The organism is Pararcticibacter amylolyticus, from assembly GCF_003130405.1.
Classification (GTDB): domain Bacteria; phylum Bacteroidota; class Bacteroidia; order Sphingobacteriales; family Sphingobacteriaceae; genus Arcticibacter; species Arcticibacter amylolyticus.
Window position 1 is genome coordinate 384827 of record NZ_QEAS01000002.1, and the last position, 22577, is coordinate 407403.

The 22577-nt window shown below is 44.9% G+C and carries 18 protein-coding genes; 5 read left to right on the forward strand and 13 right to left on the reverse strand.

What is annotated here, in order from left to right; genetic code table 11:
- Positions 1-57: 57 nt before the first annotated feature.
- Entirely contained in the window at positions 58-906 is an 849-nt protein-coding gene (locus tag DDR33_RS04075; RefSeq protein WP_109414478.1) for a DUF3298 and DUF4163 domain-containing protein, read from the reverse strand.
- A 197-nt stretch (positions 907-1103) separates the two neighbouring features.
- Between DDR33_RS04075 and DDR33_RS04080 the strand changes: the two genes are divergently transcribed.
- Positions 1104-2309 (forward strand): alpha/beta hydrolase family protein, encoded by a 1206-nt coding sequence (locus tag DDR33_RS04080; protein ID WP_109414479.1) that lies wholly within the window; start codon positions 1104-1106, stop codon positions 2307-2309.
- Positions 2310-2315: 6 nt separating this feature from the next.
- Here DDR33_RS04080 and DDR33_RS04085 read toward each other — a convergent pair whose 3' ends face one another.
- The gene (locus DDR33_RS04085) at positions 2316-3149 is read right to left on the reverse strand and encodes an NHL repeat-containing protein (protein ID WP_238387657.1); all 834 of its coding nucleotides are present in this window, start codon (positions 3147-3149) and stop codon (positions 2316-2318) included.
- A gap of 110 nt (positions 3150-3259) precedes the next feature.
- Positions 3260-4300 (reverse strand): LLM class flavin-dependent oxidoreductase, encoded by a 1041-nt coding sequence (locus tag DDR33_RS04090; RefSeq protein ID WP_109414480.1) that lies wholly within the window; start codon positions 4298-4300, stop codon positions 3260-3262.
- A 131-nt stretch (positions 4301-4431) separates the two neighbouring features.
- On the opposite strand from DDR33_RS04090, the gene DDR33_RS04095 reads away from it, so the two are divergent.
- Positions 4432-4914 carry a DinB family protein gene (locus tag DDR33_RS04095; RefSeq protein ID WP_109414481.1) on the forward strand — a complete coding sequence of 161 codons (483 nt, stop codon included), beginning with the start codon at positions 4432-4434 and terminating at the stop codon, positions 4912-4914.
- Positions 4915-5029: 115 nt separating this feature from the next.
- Here DDR33_RS04095 and DDR33_RS04100 read toward each other — a convergent pair whose 3' ends face one another.
- Positions 5030-5230, reverse strand: coding sequence for a hypothetical protein (locus DDR33_RS04100; RefSeq protein ID WP_109414482.1), 201 nt, complete (start codon positions 5228-5230; stop codon positions 5030-5032).
- Positions 5231-5370: 140 nt separating this feature from the next.
- Here DDR33_RS04100 and DDR33_RS04105 point away from each other — a divergent pair, with 140 nt between their 5' ends.
- The gene (locus DDR33_RS04105) at positions 5371-5793 is read left to right on the forward strand and encodes an acyl-CoA thioesterase (RefSeq protein WP_109414483.1); all 423 of its coding nucleotides are present in this window, start codon (positions 5371-5373) and stop codon (positions 5791-5793) included.
- On the opposite strand, the gene ade is transcribed toward DDR33_RS04105, so the two are convergent.
- The gene (gene ade, locus DDR33_RS04110; protein ID WP_109414484.1) at positions 5790-7478 is read right to left on the reverse strand and encodes an adenine deaminase; all 1689 of its coding nucleotides are present in this window, start codon (positions 7476-7478) and stop codon (positions 5790-5792) included. The genes DDR33_RS04105 and ade overlap by 4 nt on opposite strands.
- Before the next feature lie 171 nt (positions 7479-7649).
- On the opposite strand from ade, the gene DDR33_RS04115 reads away from it, so the two are divergent.
- Both DDR33_RS04115 and DDR33_RS04120 read left to right on the forward strand, forming a co-directional pair.
- On the forward strand, positions 7650-9065 hold the full coding sequence (locus DDR33_RS04115) for an aldehyde dehydrogenase family protein (protein WP_109414485.1): 1416 nt from the start codon (positions 7650-7652) through the stop codon (positions 9063-9065).
- 83 nt (positions 9066-9148) lie between these two features.
- Positions 9149-9988, forward strand: a complete 840-nt coding sequence (locus tag DDR33_RS04120) for a helix-turn-helix domain-containing protein (RefSeq protein WP_202913645.1) — start codon at positions 9149-9151, stop codon at positions 9986-9988.
- Here DDR33_RS04120 and DDR33_RS04125 read toward each other — a convergent pair.
- The 8 genes from DDR33_RS04125 to DDR33_RS04160 form a co-directional block, all read right to left on the reverse strand.
- Entirely contained in the window at positions 9928-10710 is a 783-nt protein-coding gene (locus DDR33_RS04125) for an alpha/beta hydrolase (protein WP_158280628.1), read from the reverse strand. The two genes, DDR33_RS04120 and DDR33_RS04125, sit on opposite strands and share 61 nt — an antisense overlap.
- A gap of 85 nt (positions 10711-10795) precedes the next feature.
- On the reverse strand, positions 10796-11431 hold the full coding sequence (locus DDR33_RS04130) for a porin family protein (protein ID WP_109414488.1): 636 nt from the start codon (positions 11429-11431) through the stop codon (positions 10796-10798).
- 198 nt (positions 11432-11629) lie between these two features.
- The gene (locus tag DDR33_RS04135; RefSeq protein ID WP_109414489.1) at positions 11630-12709 is read right to left on the reverse strand and encodes an endo-1,4-beta-xylanase; all 1080 of its coding nucleotides are present in this window, start codon (positions 12707-12709) and stop codon (positions 11630-11632) included.
- Positions 12706-14166: a hypothetical protein gene (locus DDR33_RS04140; protein ID WP_202913646.1), complete on the reverse strand. Its 1461-nt coding sequence runs from the start codon at positions 14164-14166 to the stop codon at positions 12706-12708. The genes DDR33_RS04135 and DDR33_RS04140 overlap by 4 nt, the downstream gene beginning before the upstream one ends.
- Positions 14114-15961 (reverse strand): glycoside hydrolase family 2 protein, encoded by a 1848-nt coding sequence (locus DDR33_RS04145; RefSeq protein ID WP_109414490.1) that lies wholly within the window; start codon positions 15959-15961, stop codon positions 14114-14116. The genes DDR33_RS04140 and DDR33_RS04145 overlap by 53 nt, the downstream gene beginning before the upstream one ends.
- A 93-nt stretch (positions 15962-16054) precedes the next feature.
- A complete protein-coding gene (locus DDR33_RS04150) occupies positions 16055-17755 on the reverse strand; it encodes a RagB/SusD family nutrient uptake outer membrane protein (RefSeq protein WP_109414568.1) in 1701 nt (566 codons plus the stop codon).
- A 10-nt stretch (positions 17756-17765) separates the two neighbouring features.
- Positions 17766-20822: a SusC/RagA family TonB-linked outer membrane protein gene (locus DDR33_RS04155; protein WP_158280629.1), complete on the reverse strand. Its 3057-nt coding sequence runs from the start codon at positions 20820-20822 to the stop codon at positions 17766-17768.
- A gap of 26 nt (positions 20823-20848) precedes the next feature.
- Complete coding sequence (locus DDR33_RS04160) at positions 20849-22576, reverse strand: RagB/SusD family nutrient uptake outer membrane protein (RefSeq protein WP_109414492.1); 1728 nt, start codon at positions 22574-22576, stop codon at positions 20849-20851.
- Position 22577: the final 1 nt, after the last annotated feature.

Here is a 22577-nt window from a genome sequence, read left to right on the forward strand (position 1 = left end):
GTACTAAACCCGTACTCGTGACAACACAAATATAATAAATCGTTTTAGCAGTATAAATTATTTTCTTTGACTATTAGAGAATTGATCAAGAACGGTCCCGGGTTTCATCAGCTTTTTGATCAGATCATATGGGATCAGGAGTTTCGTCTGACCGGCTGCATACGGTTTAATCTCATACTGATTGTAAAGAAACATGATCCCCTGAGGGGTAAACACATAATTGTCATTTAAGCTGAATTTATCATTTTCGAAAAAATAGCCGGATGAAGGAAGCGGTTTTCCTACATCTAATCCCTCATTTTTCTTAAAGATCTGCTCCGCTATCACGTTGAGAGAGTCTTTGAAGCCTTCATTAAGAACATCCTGAAGGTGAACCATCTTCTTGCTCTTCACATCATAATTAAAAAAGCGGGTAAATGAAGCGCCATGAGCTCCCCCGCTATAGGTGTAAGAGTCCAGCTGCATGGTGAAAAGGTCCCCGGACTCGGTCAGTACTTTTGTTGAGCTGATCAGTTCGTACCTCCTGCCTTCAGAATAAGGCTCCTTCCTGAATTTCCGGTATTGCTCCATAAATTCATCAGCCTGCCCCTCAAGGGAAGGCTTCGAAGCCGAACCGCTTCTTTCGAAAGGATATATAGCGAGAAGAAGAGACTTAACAGAATCATTTAGTACAGGGTGACTATCAAAAAAATGATACCTGATATTAATAATCCGGCAGTTTTTTTCCTTAACAGAATCGCAGTCATCATCATCCCGGGTGATCGTCTTAATCGTATATGTAATGGTATCGAAACCGGTTCCATCCGGCTTGTCACTTTTAAGCTTTTTTCCATTATTATTACCGCAACCCATTAATCCGATAGCCAGAATAAACAAAAGGCAAACAAAAGTACATTGAAGTTTCATGATATATTAAATAATAAAGGATAACCCTCCCGGTGTCCGGATGTTTAAAATGAAGGTGAGAAATTTTTCCCACATCAGGCACAACCATAAATTTCACACTTGGAAATCAGTTTAATTAGTTATCTTTAACATAGCTGTATAAGCAATCAATATTTACCTGTATTCTGCTGTCATTTTATATCTTAACATCTGCACCAATGAAACACCATGTTCAATTATCCGCGTACTTCCTTCTTTTCATTTTTATAACAGCCAGCTGCAAAAAAGACCGAAAGCATGAAGAAACTGCCGATAAAACAAACTTTGTTTCTGCATCTGTATCAGCAAGTTTAAGCAGCACGCAAATAAAGGGGCTTGCCTCACAGGCAGGATATGGAACATTCTCTCCATACCTGAATTATGACGTTGATTTTTACAAGGTCATCTATACAACTAACTACAAAGAGAGCCAGATTGAAGTTTCCGGTTTGCTAGGCATCCCCAAAGGCACACCGTCTGCGCCTTCCATGATGAGCGCACAGCACGGCACTATGTTTCTGGATGTTGCAGCTCCATCTAACTTCCCTGCTCCGCAGGCTTTTTCCGGGTTCGAACTTCTTGCGTCGGTCGGTTATATCACCCTGATTCCTGATTTCATCGGTTACGGAATTTCAAAAGACCTCCCGCACCCCTACTATGACATGGAATATTCAGGATCTGTGGTTGCAGATATGATAAAAGCGGTGAAATACTATCTGGATAAAGAAAAAATCCCCTTGGGAAACCGGCTTTTTCTGATGGGATATTCTGAAGGAGGATATGTAAGCCTGGCGGCGGAAAAGAAAATAGAAGCGGAACCTGTTGAAGGTTTATCTCTGACGGCAGTTGTTGCCGGAGCGGGGGGATATGATTTAAACGGGATGCTGAGCACTATTGCCACTGTGCCAACCTACAGCGATCCTTCCTTTATTGCCATGATACTGAATGGGTACAATTCCACATACGGATGGAAGCGCACTTTTTCTGACTTCTTCAAGGACCCTTATGCCGGAAAGATACCGTCCCTGCTGGACGGATCAAAGGATGGAAACGCTATTAATCAGGAATTAACAGATTCTCCTTCTGAATTACTGAACTCCAATTTTTATGCTGCTTTACTGAATGCTGATGCAGAGAAGGTGCTGAAACAGGCGATTAACGCTAACAGCTTTCCCGGCTGGTTTCCAAAAACGCCTACAAGGCTCTATCATGGCACTGCTGATCTTGCCGTTCCCTATGAGACTTCTGTATCGGCATACAATAAGTTTACAACACTGGGAGCAAAAAACATTGAGCTGAAGCCAATACAGGGAGGAACTCATGCAACAAGTATTTTACCCATGATGCAGGATGCGCTGGTATGGCTTCTTGCAGCAGATAAATAAGAAGGACTACCTGCTCTTTAACTTATATGCTGCGACTGTCTTTCCGAAGAAGGTAGGAAGATACAGAATACCCTTTTTTTTATCAAAACTTATATCGGCCGTATTTTTTTTCTGAAGATGCGTATCCATCAGGAGTTCTTTTTCTCCATTTGCGTACACATACCAGATATATCCTGTCCATGCAGTGACGATAAAATCACCATTACCAACGGGCTCCAGTCCATCTCCTCCTACATCCAACGTCGTGATGTTTGTGATTTTCCTGTTTGCATCAGCTTTCACGAAGGATTTCCCGGCAAGCATATACAGTTCATTCCCAATGGACTTCAACCCGTTTACTCCACCTAAATTCTCGAGGTAAAGCGTAGCCACGTCATCCTTTATCATATGAACTTTACCTTTTCTTGAGTCTGACACATACACAATCCCTGCATTATCCACAGTAACATCATTCAGTCCGACGGCCCCGTTTACCGGGACTTTCTTTTCGATCTTTCCTTTATTAATATCAATTATTACGACTTCGGTTAAATCTGCCACATACAGCCTGTTTTTGTACCGGCCAAGCCCTTTCGGTGCATTCAGCCCGGTAATCCATTCCATATTAATGATCTTTCCCCCGAGCGACAGTTTCCCTACGCCTCCTTTCCCGTCGGCCTCTGCCGGCTGCCCGTCTACAAGTGATACAAACATAAAGCCTTTGCTATAGTCAGGGAGAACAGATTCAGGTACCGCAACTACAGTATCGGTTTCCCATATTTTTTCCAGCGAATATTTCTGAGCCAGGGACTGTCCGGCGAGAAAGGAAAGAGTTAAAGCAAAAAAAAGTCTTTTCATCATGTTTACTAAAGGTTATCTCACCCAAACAAAGGGTCTATGTGTGTGTGTGTAACCGCAAACTTAGATAAATTGCTTTTATATGCAAAACGCGTATAAAAGCAATTTGTCGTTTACGCTTCACCTAGCTCTTTTTTTACAAGAGGAACGACTTTCGTTGCGTACAGCTCTATTGATTTCATCATGGATGCATGGTTGGGGGCACCGATATCCATATGACCAATGAAACGGGTGAGTCCGAATAACTTCGAGAACCTGGCAATCTTCTCCGCCACTTGTTCCGGAGATCCCATAAACAACGCACCGTCGCGACTCATTCCTCCTTCAAACTGCAGCTTTGTATAGGGAGGCCAGCCCCGCGTTTTGCCCACCCTGTCCATCTGTTCGGCGTAAACAGGATAGTAATCCGAAACCAGCGTGCCGGAAGAATTAGCGACGAACGTATGCGAATGAACGGCCAGCTGAAAATCATCCTGGTTATGGCCCGCTTCTTTATAAACCCTTTTGTAATACTCCACAACATCAGAAAACTGTTCCGGCATGCCGCCAATGATGGCAAGCGTCATAGGAAGGCCTAATGTACCTGCCCGCTGAACCGACTGAGCTGTACCTCCGACAGCTATCCATACCGGTAATTTCCGTCCTCCCAGCGGCCGCGGATAAACTGTTTGTTTATTAATCGGGGCCCTGAACTTCCCTTGCCAGGTAATCTCTTCATTCTGATTGAGCGTAAGCAGAAGCTCAAGTTTTTCTGAAAATAACTCATCATAGTCCCATAAGTCGTAACCGAATAAGGGAAATGACTCTGTAAAACTTCCGCGTCCTGCCATAATCTCCGCCCTGCCGTTTGAAAGAAGGTCAAGAGTGGCATAATCCTGGTAAACTTTAATGGGGTCTGTCGAACTCAATACAGTAACACCGCTCGCCAGCTTAATGCGTTTTGTTACGGTTGAAACAGCTGCAAGGACCACTTCTGTTGAAGCAATCGCATAATCGGGCCTGTGATGCTCGCCAAGTGCAATGACATCAATACCCAGCTCGTCGGCAAGCTTAATCTCTTCAACAATCTCCGCAAGGCGCTGTTCCGCAGGCATAAACTTCCCGCTTCCTTTATCGAAGGACAAGTCCCCAAACATACCTATACCAAATTCCATATATTAATTGTAAGATGTTATTAGCCGGCTTCCCTATGAAGCTGACGATCCTAAGATAAGAAAAATTGCAGCTGCTGACATACGGCTGTCATTCGTCTTTTGCAAATTTGTAGTGTCAAAACAAACAAATAATGGAAACAGCAATCACAGCAACAGTTATCAATCCTCAGGAACTTCTGGTTCACTGGCAGGGCCACAGATCTTTAACAAGAAGAGTTATCGAAGCCTTTCCCGAAAAGGAGTTATTCGAGTTCTCTATCGGAGGTATGCGGCCATTTGCAAAAATGATATTGGAATTACTTGCAATAGGCGGACCTGGGATAACAGAGATCGCTACTGGAATCAGTAAGCCATTTAATGAGGGCGGAGAAGCGTTCAGCAGCAAGACTGAACTTTTAAAAAAGTGGGATAAGGAGACAGAAGTTATCAACGAACACTTTTCCAGCTTAACCCTGGATAAGTTTCATGAAATGAATAATCTCTTTGGAGAATATAACTTCCCGGCCATTAACAACATTCTCTATTTCATTGACAATGAAATACATCATCGCGGACAGGGATATGTTTATCTCCGGGCGCTAGGTATCGAACCTCCGGCATTTTGGGAGAGATAAACTCATCATAATATCTTAATCAGGAAGGGGATGTCACGCATGAGTGATTTTCCCTTCCGCAGAGAATCCTTCCGCTATCAGCTGAGTTGACCGGAAAATATAATGTTTTCGGATGTCAGTTACGTCTTGAAAGTTCATCACGAATGATGCAGCATTCTTCATAACGTTCCTGTTGTACTTTCTCCTCCAGAAGTCCCTGAAGTTCTGCTTTCGTTTTGGAAGCATATTCTAAACCTGCAATTGTCAGTGCCCTTACTGGCTGGAAGAAGCCGTCACCGCTGAGGAATCCCCATATTGTCTTTTTTTGCTCGTTCATCTGGCGTTTATTTAAATATAATTCCGTGTACGAAAAAGAGAAGGAAAAGGTTATCTGTTCATGACAGATATATTAAAACTTCAGACTGATTTAATCACCGGAATTATCCTCACATTCAACGAAGATCATACATTTGCACCATGAGTGCAGAAAAAAAATTCAGCCGCTTCCGTACAGAGTTCAAAGTACGGCCTGACGATATCGACATGTTTAATCACGTCCACAACAGCAAGTATTTCGATTATGTGTTAGCAGCCAGATATGAACAGATGGAAGAATTCTATGGGATGCCAATGGAAGAATTCCTGACCCTTGGATATGGATGGGTGGTGAAAACCGCCTATGTGGACTACAAAAGGCCCCTGGGGCTTGGTGACTTTTTTATTGTTGAAACAGGCATTGAAGAATTACATGAAAGAGGCTGCCGGGTGACATTTTCTCTTCTTAATAAAAAAACCTCAAAGGTGTGTTGTGACGGCTGGTTTGATTATGTTCTTATCGACAAAAAGACAGGACGAAGCGCAAAGATTACAGGTGAGATGCTTGAAAAATATTCTATCTAACTGCCTCGCCTGGTCCCAAAGCAATCAGACCGTTCCCGGAATTCCGGATTGATCAACCTGAATTGTTGTCCGTCAAAGAGCCCTTTGTCGCTCAGCTTCATCTCAGGTATAACAAGCAGTGCCATAAAGGATAAGGTCATATAAGGTGAAGAAAGAGAGGAACCAAGTTCTTTTGCTGCCGAATCCATTTCAGAATATTTTGCTGCTACCTCATAACCGTCTTCTGCCGACATCAATCCGGCTACAGGAAGCGCGAGCAACCTGTCCTCTTTATCAGCGAGGGAAATTCCTCCTTTACTTTCTATCAGCAGATTAACCGCCCTGGCCATGCTCTCGTCATCCGCACCGACCACAATTATATTGTGGCTGTCATGCGCTACAGACGAAGCAATTGCACCGCTTTTTAAACCAAAGTTCTTTACGAAAGCCTTCGCGACCGGAGCATCAAAATACCGGTTCACTACCGCCATTTTTAAAATATCTGCCTGAGTATCCCCCAGCAGATTACCATTTTGGATACCCGGCCTGAACATAGTGCGCCTTGTAACAAGCTGCCCGTCCGAAACCTCTATTACAGGAACAAATCCTTCTTCATCTGCCGGATATTCCGTCTGACGAAGTCCAAAATCAGCTTCTGTCTTAACAGAACAGTTAAAGTTATTTATAGGGCGTTCCCTGAATGGGATATGCGGGATCCTGGTCTTTCCTCCGGATGCAACAAGCTCGCCATCAATATAAGTTTCGAGCACTTCAAATGATTTCAAATCATTCAGCACAATAAAATCTGCAGGGTCTCCCGGCCGCAATAAGCCGACATTCAGGTTATAATGTTTTACAGGGTTAATGCATGCTGCCCTTAAAATTTTAAACTGATCCAGCCCCTTCGCCACCGCCCGCGCACAAAGTTTATTAATATGCCCCTCCACAAGGTTGTCAGGATGCTTGTCATCACTGCAGAACATCATCATTTCGGAATGCTCATCCAGCAAGCCGATAAGCGCTTCAAAATTTTTGGCTGCACTCCCCTCTCTTATCTGCACTTTTATTCCCGCTCTTAATTTCTCCAGGCCCTCCTTCTGCGATGAACACTCATGATCTGTTGTAATGCCCGCAGCCGCATACTGCAGAAGGTCCTCACCTGCCAGACCGGGCGCATGTCCGTCAATAGGTTTATCAAGACGTTGCGCATATCCCAGTTTCTTCATCAGGTCAGGATCTGCCGCAAGCACTCCGGGGTAATTCATCACCTCGGTGAGATATCCTATATTTTCATTTGTCAGAAGATTTTCTATATCAGTTGAATCAATTGAGTAACCTGAAGTTTCAAATGATGTAGCAGGAACACATGAAGGAGCACCGAAACAGAATTTAAAAGGAACGTCTTTCCCGTTCTCTATCATAAATTCGATGCCCCTGATTCCGCATACGTTTGCAATTTCATGCGGATCACTTACCGTTGCAACCGTTCCATGAACCACTGCAAGTCTCGCAAACTCCGAAGGAACAAGCATAGAACTCTCGATATGAACGTGGGCATCGATAAAACCTGGAATAATAAACCGATCGGGAACCGGAGCCCGGATGCTTTCAACAGAACTGATCTTTCCATCAACAATATTGACCTTTGCCGGATAGATCTTTTCAGCATCTATATCTACAAAATTTCCGCTGACAGAGAAAAGCATTGATAAAAGATTACCAGGGCCAAGGTAAGTAAATTGAGATTATGTGCAAAAAATAAAACTGATCTGCAAAACCTGAACCGCATAACAAAGCAGTATGAACTTAATAACAAAACTGCTGCCCCCGATCCTCGCTACTTTTGTAGTCGTAATTCAAAGATAAATATTCAAAAAATGCAAACAGTAGACAAAATTTATATCAACGGGGAATTTGTAACTCCTCACGGAACAGAAACATTTGAGCTCCTGAGCCCGGTAAATCGCAAATTATTAGGTAAAGTAATACTGGCCGATGCCACTGACGCCCAGCGTGCTATTGCAGCTGCGAAGGAAGCGTTCGCGTCATTCCGTTTTACCACAAGAGAAGAGCGGATTGAATATCTGGAAAGGATTGCTAAGGCTGTGTCCTTTCATAAACAGGAGTTAATTGATGTGATGGTACTCGAATACGGAGCACCCCAGCAATTTGCCACGGCAAGTTTCCTGAATGCTGTGGGCGCGATCCGCGCTAACATCAGTTTGCTGCAGGAATATTCATTCAGCCGGAAGATTGGCACATCTACTGTGATCCAGACTCCGGTGGGCGTAGCAGGTATCATCACGCCCTGGAATGCCAGCAATAGCTTTATATGCAGTAAGTTGTCTACCGCCATCGCAGCGGGCTGCACTGCAGTAATCAAACCGAGCGAATTCAGCGCCCTTCAGACACAGGTGATCAGCCAGTGCCTTCACGAAGCAGGCCTTCCGAAAGGTGTTGTAAACATTGTTACAGGCCTGGGCACAGTAGTGGGTGAAGAGATTACGCTGCATCCTGACGTCGCTAAAATATCCTTTACAGGCTCAACCGCTACCGGGAAAACAATTGCAAAGAACGCCGCCGAAACGATGAAACGAATAACACTTGAACTCGGAGGCAAATCGCCAAACATCATTTTAAACGACGCTGACCTACCCGATGTGATTAAATTGAGTGTTACTGCAGCATTTATGAACAGCGGGCAAGCCTGCATAGCCGCAAGCAGGTTATTAGTGCCCGAAGAAAGACTGGAAGAAATAAAGCCGCTGTTAAGAGAGGCTGTTTCGCAATTCAAAGTGGGCGACCCTCGTAACTCTGACACCAGTATAGGTCCGTTGCTAAACGAAAAGCAATACAACAAAGTTCAGGATTATATCCGCTCGGGAATGGAGGAAGGTGCGGAAATACTGACAGGTGGGCTGGGAAAACCGGAAGGACTGGAAGACGGAAATTTTGTAAAACCAACCGTTTTTATTCATGTATCAAACACGATGCGCATTGCCCGGGAAGAAATCTTCGGTCCTGTCCTTTCTGTAATTACTTATCGTAACGAAGAAGAAGCTGTCAGTATAGCAAACGACACAAAGTACGGTCTTGCTGCTTATATACAAGGTCGTGATGCGGAAAAGGCAAAAGGCATCGCGGCGCGTATCGACGCCGGTCGCGTTTCAGTCAACTCATTAAGTCATGACCCAAATGTTCCGTTTGGTGGCTTTAAGCAGTCGGGAATTGGCCGGGAATATGGAGTTTATGGTCTCGAATCCTATCTTGAGCCAAAGGCAATTCTTGAATAATAAATATTCTTTAAAAAGTCTATAATTGTGGGGACAGCAGTTCTGCTGCTTCTCCACTTTGGAAATCAGGTATGAGCGGACAAATGAAAAAATCAAAGATCCTCTACAGTTGCTATTTTGCAAGAAGCAGGGAAGGCGAACAATTTATTCCCGAACACGTGTTTAGTTTGCAGATAGCAGGGACTTTAACCGTTACTGACGGAGTGAACCGCTATATTTTTAAGGAAGGAGACTACCGGCTGAGCCGGCGAAACCGTCTTGCCAGGTTCGTCAAACAACCTCCTGAGAAAGGGGAATTTAAATCACTGTCAGTATACCTGGATCAGGAAACTCTTAGAAAACTAAGTGAAGAGTGGAAAATTCAGCCCGACAAGGTAAAAGACAGCGCGCACTCTGTCATAACACTCCGGGACCATGTTCTGTACAAAAGTTATATGGATTCACTTCTGGTATACCTGCAGCTTCCTGAGGATGAACAACAAATAATTATGGACCTGAAGGTGCGGGAGGCAGTGCAGTTGCTCTTAAAAGTAAATCCGGAAGTAAAGAACGTCTTATTTGATTTCACGGAGCCCGGCAAAATAGACCTGGAGGCTTTTATGATACAAAATTATCATTTCAATGTATCCCTCGACAGGTTCGCCTACTTAACCGGCCGCAGTCTCGCTACCTTCAAGCGTGACTTTCAAAAAATCTTTCATGTTTCGCCACATCGCTGGTTACAGGAACGCCGGTTGAAAGAAGCCTTTTTTCTTCTGGCAGAAAAAAAGAGGAACGTATCGGAGATCTATCAGGATCTTGGGTTTGAGAACCTGTCCCACTTCTCGTATGCCTTCAAAAAGCACTTCGGCATGGCTCCTACCTACTTATGGAACATCCATAACAATGCGTCCCTGAATGCAGGTTCGAGTAGCGAAAAGTGATTTTCTTCGGGATAATACTTCCACTGAAAATAGATCTTGTCCTTCAGTCCCTTAAGATAGTCTGCAAATTCAATATTTGGCCGTATGATATCTCCCTTTTTGCTGTGGTCTTCCCTGATCTCCGGCACGGAAAGATGCTTGCCCACACTATCTGCTACCGCCAGAAAGAAGCAGACATGATTGTATCTGTCATCGGCCAGAAGCAGCTTTGCCTCATCAAGAAGATTATGTTCGTCATACCAAAGACTGGGTTCGATGCAAATATAATATTGAAACAAATACATTTGCTTTAGCAGGATATTCACCACTTCCAGTCCCCCAAGGGAATGACCGGCAATACCCCACTTTTTAATTTTTGGATACGTTTGATGTAACCAGGGACACAGTTCCTTCTCAAGATACTGTGCAAACAAATTGCCGCCGCCGGTACTGGCAAGCGATTCCTTATCGAGAAAAGGTGATTCCGAAACGGAGGTAGGCGTATAATCCCTTACTCTGGATCCCTTATTTCCCAATCCGACTACCACTACATTCTCCTCTCCCGCTACCTCTTTCAGCTCCCCGGTAACAAGCTGAAGCAGATCCTGACCGTCCAGAACAATCAGGCCGTAACCAGGTGAATGATCTTTGACCGAACTTCCCGCTGAGGAATTCTCATACAAATAAATGTCGCGGTCTTCTCTTAAAATCTCCGAATAAATACTTTTATGCTTTATATCCAAACCAGGCTTATAAGTGCTATTATCGCTATCTTGTTTTACAAAAATTCATTTGTGCAGTGAAAAGCAATAAATTTACACTCCTTCTTTAAAAGGAGAAGCCAACATCCAGGGACCCTACCCTGTTTTTTGATTTGTAGTAAGGATTCGGATCTATATCTTTCAGCCCGATTTCGTAATTAATGCTGATTGTAAACTTCTTAATCTTGTATCCAAGATAAGTATTCAGGCCATAATCATACTTTTCCCAGTTGTCATTCTGTTTGCTTGTTGCGCTCACATAAGTACTGCCGAATTTCATGTCTTGCTTTGCAGAACCAGCCTCGTAGGTTCCGCTCAATGCAACAGAAGCATATCCTCCGGCACCAACGAAAATATTCTTATACTTATACACCAGATCAACAGGCAGTTGAATATAATTGACTTTGCTTTTCTGCTCCGAATCTGAATTATACGGCTTCTTTACCTGCCCCTTCTTTGTAAACTCAACGGCTGGTTGCACAGACAAGGCCGCTGTAAGCGGAATATCCACTACAACGGTGACACTATAAGACTTTAGTCCCTTCATTTTGGGAGGATTCACCTCTCCCAAAGAACTGGAACGGGTAGTGCTGTTAGTATTAATCCCCAGTTTGATTCCATAGGTAACTTTTGTTGAATCCTGTGCTTTAAGCGCAGTAGAGACAACAATAAAGGAGAAAAAAATAAGGATATATTTATTCATATTCTATGTTTTAAGGAACAAGCATAACTGATTCACGCGGTAAAAATCGTTTTTTAATTCCTAAAAACCAGCCGATTAACAACTTTTAACAATGTTAAAAACAAGCCCTATACTATGAAAAAGCCGCTTTTGCAGATACAAAAGCGACAGTGGTAATTTCATGCGCGGCATTGGTCGCACTAACTTTTTTTTGATATCCTATTTTACCCCATCCAAAATCCCCTGGTAAGCCGGCTTCTTCTTATAGTCACCGTCGAAAGGCAGAGGCCAGTCAGGACGATTGTATGTACCCGGGATCCAGCTGTCTGCATCCCCGACATTCCAGGTAGTAATACCGAACTTCTGGTTTGCAGGGAGAGCATTATACGTTTTCACGATAAACTTATATTTCTGAGACTGTTGTTCTGCCAGTGCAGGCGAAAATGTCAAAGCCTGAAGATTGTCAGGGTTTATCGCAATATCCAGTTCGGCAATATGAATCTTCAAGCCCGTTTGCGCAACGGTATTAATGGCATTGGCCAGGTTATTATCTGCCATGTTATATCTGGTATGCATCTGCAGACCTATGCCATGAACAGGAATATGGCGGTTCTTAAGATCGTTGATCAGATCAAGTATTGCGCCTCTTTTTGTAGGGCCATATTCATGTCCATAATCGTTATAGAATAAAAGAGCATCCGGGTCCGCTTCGTGAGCATACTGAAAAGCTTTGGCAATGTAATCAGGTCCTATCTTTTCAAGCCAGATGCAGGGACGCAATGTCCCGTCGTCGGCAATTGCTTCATTGACTACGTCCCAGGAAGCAACTTTTCCTTTGAAATGGGTAACAATTGTTTGAATATGGGTTTTGAAAAGATTATCCCAGGCAGCTGCATCCCCTTGAAACTCTGTGATCCACGAAGGGAGCGACTTGTACCAGATCAGCGTATGTCCGTGTACCCTTTTGTTATTTTGCTTCGCAAAATCCACCAGATAATCAGCATCCGCCCAGTTATAGGTATTTTGCTGAGGATGAATAACCGATGCCTTCATTGCATTCTCTGGAGTCAGACTGTTATATTCCCTCACAACCAAATCCCGGTAAGCGACCCGGGTTTTTAGCAGATTGATGTTCACAGCAGCACCGAAAGGAAATGGCAGTGCCTTCCGGAGGGAGGTCTCTTCCGTTGCAGGAGGATCAGGAACAGGAGGTTCAGCTTTCTTCGCCTCATCACTTTTAGAGCAATTTAAACCTGTCAGCAGAGTCACCACTGCCAGGATAATTCTTAATCTTCTCATCTTTGTTTCCGGTTACTAAAGAAATCGGCCAGATTGTACATCTGGAAATTCAGCTCCTTCATTTTCTCTACCAGCGGCTGGTAGAGATTATAATTATTATCGACAATACCTTTATTGGCGTTTGTATTCGAAGGCTCTGCCCCTTTTTGAGTGGGGTCGTTATCCATGTACTTAAACCAGTGCCACCCAACACAGTTGCCTGATTCAATAAGTCCCAGGACGAAGTTCTGATAGAACAGTCCTCTGTCGGCCTGCGTTTTCACAATCCAGCCTGCACCGGCAGTGTTTCCAAGCCCTGAATCATCCGCCTTTACATACCATTCAGTCACGATAAAAGGCTTTCCCGACCACTCTTCCCATTTTCGCATGAAGTCCTTCTGAGGAGTCCAGTTGTTGTAGTAATTGATCGAGATAACATCAGCGTATTTTCCTGCAGCCCTGAACAACTCCGGATAATTTCGCTGACTGCCGTAAAAGCGGCATCCCAGATACAGGTGATTAGGGTCGTACTTCCTGATCGCCTTTGCTACAATTGAAAAATACCTTTCAGAAGAATATTCGAGAAACTGCGCCCGGTGCTCATCCGTAATCTGATCAGCGCTGATTCCCTTGTCATCTATCCATTTCTTGGCAGCCTTATATCCGGGATCATTCTGGTCCTTCAGGGTCAGGTATCCGTCAAGGTTTTTCAGGCCCAGGGGCATCTCGTTGTCCGAAAAGTAACCAAATAAGTTCTTGTCATCCTTATATTGCAAGAGTGTCTTTGCCTGCTTTTCACAATAAGTCTCAAAGGCAGGATCAAAGAGGAAAATCACATTATTGGGATATCCCCTGTGCCCGGGAACCTGGAAGGTACCTCCGCGTTCCTTACCATAGCCGCTCATCCAGTCGAGATTAATCGTATAAGCCAGAGGCTTTTTATTCTGCAAGGCCGACTTTCTGATCAACGAAACATTTGACCACGCTCCTGCCCCGTTAAAACCATTAGAAGTAAGTATCTCCTGAGTCCTCCTGATCCAATTGTTCTCATCTCCAAACTTACCCTTCAGCGCCTGTTTGTTCCTGTCGGAGGCACCCATACTGACGGCATTGAGTGCATTATGCAGGAAGTAGTAACCTTCAGGGTCCACTGCCCACCAGCGGCCGTCAATCTTTTTAATATAAAAGAACCCGGTTGCTTTCGTTTTCTTATCCGTCCTGCCGCCATACTTGCTTAGCCTGACGGTTGAAGGGAGAAATCCCTTCAATTGCGCAACCGTGCGGGTTGGATACTCCTTATATTCCGTAAAAGCATTTGATCCGTCCTTATGATTAATTCCTTTTCTCGCAGCAACCCGGAGAGTATATTCTGTAGTGTCCTGTGCAAAAGCCTGAACAGATACCAGGCAAAGTGCTAAAAGGTATTTACTTCCCCGTGTTAACATGGCTTCCCTTGTATTGATTTTCCTTCTCATCATAGAACTTTTTCAGGACGTAGAATGCCTTTTTCTTTACACCGGTATCGGAGTAAAGCCCCTTCCTGTTAAAGAAATTCTGGTATACAGGATGCGGCCTTCTTGGCGATTTAAAATCGGCAAGGATCCAGGGGGTCATTCCTCTGAGGCCATCGACAGTGCTCAGCATACGCAATTGCGCCTTATAAAGCGCTTCCTGGTATTCTTCCGTCCAGCGGGTGTCTTCATCTCCGTGGAATCCCGCTAAAGCATCTCCTCCAAACTCGGTTATAATCACCGGCTTATCGTACTTAATATTAAAATGATATTTGCTCAGTTCTTTAGGTGTGCCTCCCCAGTACCACGCACCATACTCATTAAAGCTCGTAACATCCAGTTTCTCCCCGAGTGAGTCGTCTACTACCACTTCTGTACCTACCCGGTGTACTTCCAGGGCAGCGCCTACTAACCTGGTATTATCCGTAGCCCGGACATGGGAAATCAGGCTGCTCATAAATTTATATCTCGAATCGCTTAGCGGAGTCTCGTTGCCGACTGACCAGATGATCACACTTGCACGGTTTTTGTCCCTTGTGATAAGTGTGTTCAACTGACTTTCTGCATTCCGGTAAGTATCCGGATTATCCCATTCAATTGTCCAGTATACAGGTACTTCCGCCCATACAAGAAGTCCCATCTCATCCGCAAGCTTTAGCATTTTCTCATTATGAGGATAATGCGCCAGGCGCACAAAGTTGCAGTTCAGTTCTTTTGCCCAGCTCAGGAGCATTTTAAGATCACCCTCCGACCTTGCTCGTCCTGGTATCAAAGGATTCTCATCATGAATGGAAATCCCTCTAAGAAATACAGACTTTCCGTTCAGAAGAATATCCTTTCCGCGCGTAATAACGCTCCTGAAGCCGATCCGGTCTGTAATTTTATCAGTCGCTGCCTGAACGGAGACAGTATAAAGCTTAGGGGTTTCAGGAGACCAGAAAATTATTTTACCAGCAGGAAGGCTCACATTTAATTGTGCCCGGCCCGAAGCATCCGTCTTTACTGTTTTTTCTATACCCGCTTCAGGGATGGAGACCTTCACTGTCTGCCCTGCACCCGGTGCCGACAATTGAACAAATCCGTCTATTTGTGTTAAGCTGCCTTTTGCCAGCTGTATTTTGTAGTCAGAAATAAAAGATTCAGGAGTTTCCGCGATAAAGACATCCCGGGTGATCCCTCCGTAATTCCACCAGTCGGTGTTAATAGTTGGCACCTCCTCCTTTTTACGGGTATTATCAGCTTTAACTACTACCGAGTTTTCTCCTTTCTTTAACTCAGAGGTTACATCAAACTGAAACGGAGTGAAGCCTCCCTTATGCATTCCCAGCTTTTTACCGTTCAGGTACACATGAGATTCATAATTTACAGCTCCGAAGTAAAGGAAATACCGCTTGCCCGCTTTAGGCTCGAAAGTAAACTTATTACGGTACCAGACAGTCCCTTCATAAAGCTCCAGCTTTTCAACCTGTGAACTCCAGTCACCGGGTACGTTCAGCGTCGGCGAGTGATCAAAGTCGTATTCGATCAGTTCTGACTTATCATCCTGTTTTTTATCATCATAATACCCTCCTTTGCCGCTCTTCGACTGATCAAATGCTTCTCTCCGGTAGTCATAATAGCCATTTTCATATGGATCGATAATATAATTCCAGCGGCCGTTCAGACTTAAAACGCTTCTGGAACTGATGTTTTGAATAAATGTCTGGGCGAACCCCGGCATTGATAATAGTAGTAAAACGATTATATAGCTTGCTCTTTTCATAAACAAATAAAAATATCCCTTCGATCTCTTCCTCATCAGGTTTATCCGCCACTCCTGCTGAGTGACAGATAAACCTTTATTAAATCAGGCCAGTTAATATCCCGGATTTTGAGTCAGCGCGGGTTGCCTGTTAATATCATTTATCGAAAATGGGAACCGGTAATTCTTACTTTCAAAAACCCGGTTTTCCACTGTAAACCGCTGATATGAAAGCGTATTATCATCATTCCTTGTTATCCGCATCCCGGTGACCGGCTTATTAAAATAAAGCTCTCCTTCCTTCCACCTTCTCACATCATAAAACCGGTGTCCCTCGAAGCACAATTCAATTCTCCGTTCCCTCTTAATCCTGGTGCGCATTTCATCTTTACTCAAACCGGCCGCAAGCAGAGGCATTTTTATTCCTGCGCGGTCACGGACCAAATTCACAGCCTGACGTGCAGTCAGGGTGAACGCCGGTTTGCCTGCAGTGGCAGCCGGTAACGCGTCTGGGCCTACCAGTTCGTTCACCGCTTCAGCATAATTGAGGAGTATTTCAGCATATCTGAAGATCACCCATGGACGGCGGGAATTGGTGGGCGTAGGAACATTCCATGTCACCGCACCTTCATTCATAAACTTCTTCATGTAATAGCCGGTGCGGGTAGCGTTGACAGCCACATCCAGCCCGTCCTTTCCCCCAACGTAGGTTTGTACTGCCACGTTTTTGAACGTCCGTCCGTTGTAGACGATCACTAAATCGAAGCGCGGATCACGGTTTAAACCCGGATTTGTTTCAGATGGTGCAGTTCCGTTTTTAGTCTCGAATGCGTCAATCATCTCCTGAGTGGGGTTTAGCCTTCCTTTAGCACCAGAATAACTGACGGGCGCGTTATTCGACTCGATATCGTTCCGGTTATTGGCCCTTGAGGCAAAAATCACTTCATCGTTATATGCCGCCTGTCCAAATAAAAATATCTGGCTGTAGGAAGAATGCAGTTTATGCTTGTTCACGGCAATCAATTGATTGGCAGCTTCAGCAGCCAGTCTCCATTTCTCAGGATCTCCTCCCTCATTATTCAACGGGCTGGCAGCATAAAGAAGTAATCTCGACTTCAAAGCCATTGCAGCAGTTTGAGTTGCCCGGCCGCGGTTGGAAGAATTCCAGGATCCTGTCCATAAAGGCAGTAGCGCTATTGCAGAATCGCAATCTCTTACAATCTGTGTCACACATTCTTCATAGCTATTGCGCGGAAGATTCGTATCATCCGATTCGTCCAGTACCTTAGTAACGAGGGGAATTGCTCCATATCTTTTAACGAGTTCGAAATGAAAAAGCGCCCGCAGAAAATAGGCCTGGCCTTTCGACCGCTGGATCTGACGGGGAAGATTGTTTGTTCCAGCCTCAACTTCTTCATCCACCGGCTGAATGCCGCTTGTTTCAATGTGATCAAGGAACAGGTTGGTCTTCCTGATCCCGGTATACATGTCGCCATAAGCGTCATCAAAAGTTCTGGCAGGCCCCCATGTGCCATTATTGGGATACGTAACAGAAGAATTAGGGTTTGAGTTAACCGCCTCATCAGAAGCGGAAGCCAGCATCGCCCCGTCTCCGTCCATATTATACTCATCGGGAACGTGGGTATAGATATTATTCAGGAAGTTTCTCACCCAGTCTTTATGCTGCCAGAATTGCTGCTCGTTGACATTGCTGCCCCCGGTGTCCTTGCCGTCGGTCAGATAACTGCTTTTTTCGCATCCCAGAAGTAATACCGGGATCAGGAATATGATGGATCTAAAATGGAATCTTTTCATCTTATGAGCTTTAAAACTTAACATTTACCCCCAACGCGAATGTCCTTACATAAGGATACGAGCTGTTATATCCCGACGAAGGGATTTCCGGATCAATATCCAGCTTATTCAGTTTACTGAACGTAAGCAGATTAAAACCTGTAAGGTAAATACGCATTGAATTGATATGAACAGAACGGAGACCGCCGGCAGAAAAACTATATCCCAGCTCCGCCACTTTCAACCTGGTATAATCGCCCGAACGGAGCCAGAAATCAGACTGCTGGGTATTATTGCCCCGGTTGGTTAAAGACATCCGCGGATAAACAGCAGAAGAAGCTGTTTCCGGTGTCCAGCTTTGAGTGCTGAACTGATTGAGATATCCATTTGCGGAAGAACCTGAATTGATCACGTTGATAATGGATACCGTTCTTCCGTAAACTCCCTGGAACTGCGCCGAAAGATCGAAAGCACCATACTTAAGAGACAGCCCGAATCCATAGTAAGTTTTTGGAACATCTGAATAATTTGTCGCTGCCATATCCTGGTTATTAATGATGCCATCCTCATTCATATCCCTGTAGCGGATGTCGCCGGGACGGGTTAACGTAGAGAAAAGTTGTTTCGGTGCAGCATCAATTTCCTCCTGTGACTGGAACAATCCTTCGGAGACCAGGAAAAGCCGTTGGTAAGTGATGTCTCCTTCCCGGTTAAAGATTGCTACCCGGCCAACATTTCCGCCAACTTCGCTTTGAAAGGCAGGAAGATTAGCCGCCTCATTCAGAGCCAGAACCTTGCTTGCAACCCAGGTAAAGTTTCCGTTAATACCCAGTGTGAACCGGTTAAATGATTTTCTGAAACTCATTGCTGTTTCATATCCGGAGTATTTAGCCTTCCCCTGATTTACCTGGACACGGCTTTGCCCGATCGTTCGCGGCAGGACATCCGACGTCAGAAGGTCATCCCTGTGCTCATCAAAATAGTCGAAGGAGAGATCAAGAGACTGTTTGAAAAGCTTCGCATCGAAGCCAATGCTGGCCTTTTTGGCTTTCTCCCAGGTCAGGTACGGATTTGCCAGTGATCCTTCAGAACTGCCGTTGGCAGCAGTATAACTTGTTCCGAAGTTATAGCCGTCGCTGCTCCTGTTATAATAATTGTAAAAAGCGGAGGCCCTGACACTGACATCATCGCTCCCTACCACACCATAAGAACCGCGTAACTTAAAATAATCAATTACCGGAGTAAGTGGTTTAAAGAAACCTTCATCAGATGCGATCCAGCCAGCCGACACAGCAGGGAACCAGCCAAAGCGCCTGCCCGGTGCAAACTCCTGGGAACCAGAATAAGTGGCTACAACGTCTGCAAAATATCTCGATTTAAAGCTGTATGACAGGCGATTGGAAATTCCCTCCCGCTTTTGATCAAGAGCATTGGGAACCGCCAGCACTCTTCTTTGAAAGCGTGTAGAGAAATTAAAAGTATGTTCACCCGCAGCCTTATCATAATCCAGCCCGATCCAAAAATCATTGCTTCTTACGTTCCCTGTGAACGCACTGCTTTTATAATTTAAAGGAGTGTTTTCATCCGAGCCGATCTGAACCAGTTCGCCGCTGGGGTCATAACCGAACCTTGCATAATTCTGCGTGTATCCGTACTGGTACATCCCCTGGATATCATAGCTGTAAAGCGCATTTGCAGAAAGTCCTTTCAGGAAATTCAGTTGCTGCCTGACACTTATCGTTGCCAAAAGAGTTCGGGCCAGATCATTGATATTCCCGTTACTATTCAGCATCGCCAGTGGATTGGCACTGAAGAGTGTCGATCCTCCGTATGATCCGTCGGGATTCAGGAGAGGAAAAGCATTCGGAGGAGTGCTGTTAATAGTACTCATAAAGGTCTGGATTCCGGCACTTGGATACCTGATCTCCTCCACCCTTCCACCAAAATCGATTGTAGCATCCAGAGTCTTCGTAACCCGCAGATCAAGGTTTGTCCTGAAATTATATTTCCTGTAATTGGCATTGGTTTTATATTTCGGATTGTCATCCCCTTTTAGCAGACCTGCCTGGTTATATACATTCAGCAGGGTAAAATACCTCGCAAATGAATTTCCGCCGCTAACGGTGGCAACATACCGTTGAATTGGGGCGGCATCACCCAGAAAGCGGTCAACGTAATTATTATCAGGGTATTTGTAGGGATCTGAACCCGATTGGTAGGCTGCCAGATCAGCCTCCGGATACTGAGGCGATGCCCCGTCATTGGCCCTGGCCTGATTAAACAAAGTCGCATAGGTAAAGGAATTAAGAGAGCGGGTTTTATAAACAGGCATCTGAACACCTCCCTGCACGTCAAAAGTTAGTTTTGTTGAAGTAGCGCTCCCGCGTTTTGTTGTCACTAAAATAACGCCGTTAGCACCGCGCATACCATACCACGAAATCGATGCCGCATCTTTAAGCACACTGATCGTTTCCACTTCGTTGACATCCATGTTAACGAAGTCTCTTTCAACCCCGTCCACCAGTATCAGCGGAGCCTGATTGCTGTTGTACGAAGATCTTCCCCGTACGAGGAATGAAGCATCGTCTGTGCCGGGCCTCGATCCCATCTGCTGCACATACAAGCCCGGTAGTCTGCCTGCAAGTGTGTTGGGCAGAGATGAAAGAGGCAGCCTCGGAAGATCAGCCCCCGTAATGGTACTGACAGAGGCCGAGATGTATCTCTTTTTACGGACACCAAAAGGAATAGCGACGTCATCGTCATCGCCTGCTTCAATGAGAGAGGGGATCATTGTTACTACCGCATTGTCAAGGGCTGTCGCCGGCTTAATTACGGTGTTGTATCCCTGCTTTTTGAAAATAATGACATCTTTCCTCGTGGCTTTCACAGAAAACCTTCCATCAGACGAGCTTTTATTCTCGGTTGTTGTTTCCTGGACCAGAATAGAAACTCCTTCTACAGGGCTCCCGTTTTTTTCTTTTAAGACTCCGCTTGCCGTGACTGAATTATCCGGATCCTGTGCAGTAGCGTCCTTTGTCAGAAACAGAGACCCGAAGAGTAATATATATACTAAAATTCCTGATTTCATTTGAAAATAGATTAAATGCTTCCTTATTACCATCCCGGATTCTGAGTGAGGTTCCTGCTTTTATAAATTTCACTTCTTGGAATCGGATACAGGTCCATATAAGGCTCGTGAACCTTCTGATAGGAACTGGTCAGCTTCGTGCGTGTATAGGTAAACGAGCCGTTCGCATTCTTCACTACCCTTATACCGTACATAGGCTGGGTGACGAGTTCTTTTGCTCTCCAGCGAAGAATATCATACCAGCGGAAATCTTCAAAAGCCAGCTCTACCGCTCTTTCATTCCTGATACGGCCGCGCATTTCATCCTTATTTAATCCGGCAGGTAAAGCGGGCATACCCACTCTGTCCCTCACGGTTTGAATAGCCTGGCGTGAGCTCATTGTGTAACCTGCAGGTACATCATCCGGCCCGTAAGCCTCATTCATCGCTTCGGCATAATTAAGAAGGACCTCTCCATAACGGAAGAAAATGAAATTGATCAGAGTAGTCCCGGCAACGTTCCTCCGGTAAACCTCAGGCCACATCTTCTTAGAATAGTAGCAGGTAACGGTATAGTTGGTATTCCCGTCTATAAAATCGTAACCAAGACCTGATTTCTGGCTGTACATATCGATCCTTCTTCCCTGCCAGGGCATATCATTGTAGATAATGTTGGCATAAAATCTCGGGTCCCGGTTTTCGTATGGTTTCTGGTCATTGTAACCTGGAGCAGTACCATTCACTAAAGGAGAACTGCTGACGATGGGACTATTGGGATTGGAGGGGACCGCCCGCTGTACGACCTCATAAAGGTCTACATGGTTCTGAGTAGGATTCAGTGTTCCCTGAGAGCCGCCTGAACCGGGAGACTGTGCGAAGTCTACGATAATACCGTCACTGTTAGCTCTTGGCCCGCGGGGTTTTATCATGATATATTCATCAGACTGGGCCATGTTAAGTATCTGATCATAACTGGTTCCTGCCAGGGTGTATTTACCTAGGTCTATAATCTTTTTTGAAGCTTCAGCGGCGGCAGTCCATTTTGAAAGATCATTGCCCGGATTATGCAAGGGACTGGCAGCATACAGCAGGATCCTCGCTCTCAAAGCCATTGCAGCACCTTTTGTTGCCCTTCCGTAATCTCCGGCAGCGTAATCAAAATCAAGCCTGTCTTCTGCAACCTGGAGATCTTCCAGCATAAAGTTCACACACTCATCATAACTGTTCCTTGGAAAATCGATATCATCGAACTGATCAAAGACGTCCTTCATGATCACCACATCCCCGAACCTTTTAGTCAGCTCGAAATAAAAGAAGGCCCGCAGAAAATGCATCTCTCCTTCTACACGGTTTTTCAGTACCCCGTCTGCTGCCCAGGGAATAGTATTCAGTTTTGACAGTACGACGTTGGTAATTCTGATCCCCTGGTAGCACCTCCAGTAAACGTCTTTAATGTCATTAATGCTCTCTCCGCCTCTTTCGTAGTGGTCGTGGTAATTTCCAGAATTGATCGTACGGATAGAAACGTCATTATTGGCAGACACCGCTTCATCCGAGAATTGTCCGGTTATCCCCCGGTGTCCGTTCAAACGGGCATAATCGTTGATCAGGAAATTATAAGCATTATCGGCAAACTGAGATGCAAGGGCCGGATCAGCAAATACCGCTTCATCAGTCAGCGCAATCTCCGGTGCCCGGTTCAGATAGTCCTTCACACAGGATGAAAGAATCGTGAGAGCTAAAAATATGTTTATATATATTATTATTCGTTTCATC

Excerpts from the sequence above, each read along its gene's own strand:
- DDR33_RS04080 (WP_109414479.1), top strand. The coding sequence starts at position 1,104 with ATGAAACACCATGTTCAATTATCCGCGTACTTCCTTCTTTTCATTTTT.
- DDR33_RS04155 (WP_158280629.1), bottom strand. The coding sequence starts at position 20,822 with ATGAAATCAGGAATTTTAGTATATATATTACTCTTCGGGTCTCTGTTT.
- DDR33_RS04140 (WP_202913646.1), bottom strand. The coding sequence starts at position 14,166 with ATGATGAGAAGGAAAATCAATACAAGGGAAGCCATGTTAACACGGGGA.
- DDR33_RS04095 (WP_109414481.1), top strand. The coding sequence starts at position 4,432 with ATGGAAACAGCAATCACAGCAACAGTTATCAATCCTCAGGAACTTCTG.
- DDR33_RS04075 (WP_109414478.1), bottom strand. The coding sequence starts at position 906 with ATGAAACTTCAATGTACTTTTGTTTGCCTTTTGTTTATTCTGGCTATC.
- DDR33_RS04105 (WP_109414483.1), top strand. The coding sequence starts at position 5,371 with ATGAGTGCAGAAAAAAAATTCAGCCGCTTCCGTACAGAGTTCAAAGTA.
- DDR33_RS04135 (WP_109414489.1), bottom strand. The coding sequence starts at position 12,709 with ATGAGAAGATTAAGAATTATCCTGGCAGTGGTGACTCTGCTGACAGGT.
- DDR33_RS04130 (WP_109414488.1), bottom strand. The coding sequence starts at position 11,431 with ATGAATAAATATATCCTTATTTTTTTCTCCTTTATTGTTGTCTCTACT.
- DDR33_RS04115 (WP_109414485.1), top strand. The coding sequence starts at position 7,650 with ATGCAAACAGTAGACAAAATTTATATCAACGGGGAATTTGTAACTCCT.
- DDR33_RS04090 (WP_109414480.1), bottom strand. The coding sequence starts at position 4,300 with ATGGAATTTGGTATAGGTATGTTTGGGGACTTGTCCTTCGATAAAGGA.
- DDR33_RS04120 (WP_202913645.1), top strand. The coding sequence starts at position 9,149 with ATGAAAAAATCAAAGATCCTCTACAGTTGCTATTTTGCAAGAAGCAGG.
- DDR33_RS04100 (WP_109414482.1), bottom strand. The coding sequence starts at position 5,230 with ATGAACGAGCAAAAAAAGACAATATGGGGATTCCTCAGCGGTGACGGC.
- DDR33_RS04085 (WP_238387657.1), bottom strand. The coding sequence starts at position 3,149 with ATGATGAAAAGACTTTTTTTTGCTTTAACTCTTTCCTTTCTCGCCGGA.
- DDR33_RS04150 (WP_109414568.1), bottom strand. The coding sequence starts at position 17,755 with ATGAAAAGATTCCATTTTAGATCCATCATATTCCTGATCCCGGTATTA.
- DDR33_RS04145 (WP_109414490.1), bottom strand. The coding sequence starts at position 15,961 with ATGAAAAGAGCAAGCTATATAATCGTTTTACTACTATTATCAATGCCG.
- ade (WP_109414484.1), bottom strand. The coding sequence starts at position 7,478 with ATGCTTTTCTCTGTCAGCGGAAATTTTGTAGATATAGATGCTGAAAAG.
- DDR33_RS04160 (WP_109414492.1), bottom strand. The coding sequence starts at position 22,576 with ATGAAACGAATAATAATATATATAAACATATTTTTAGCTCTCACGATT.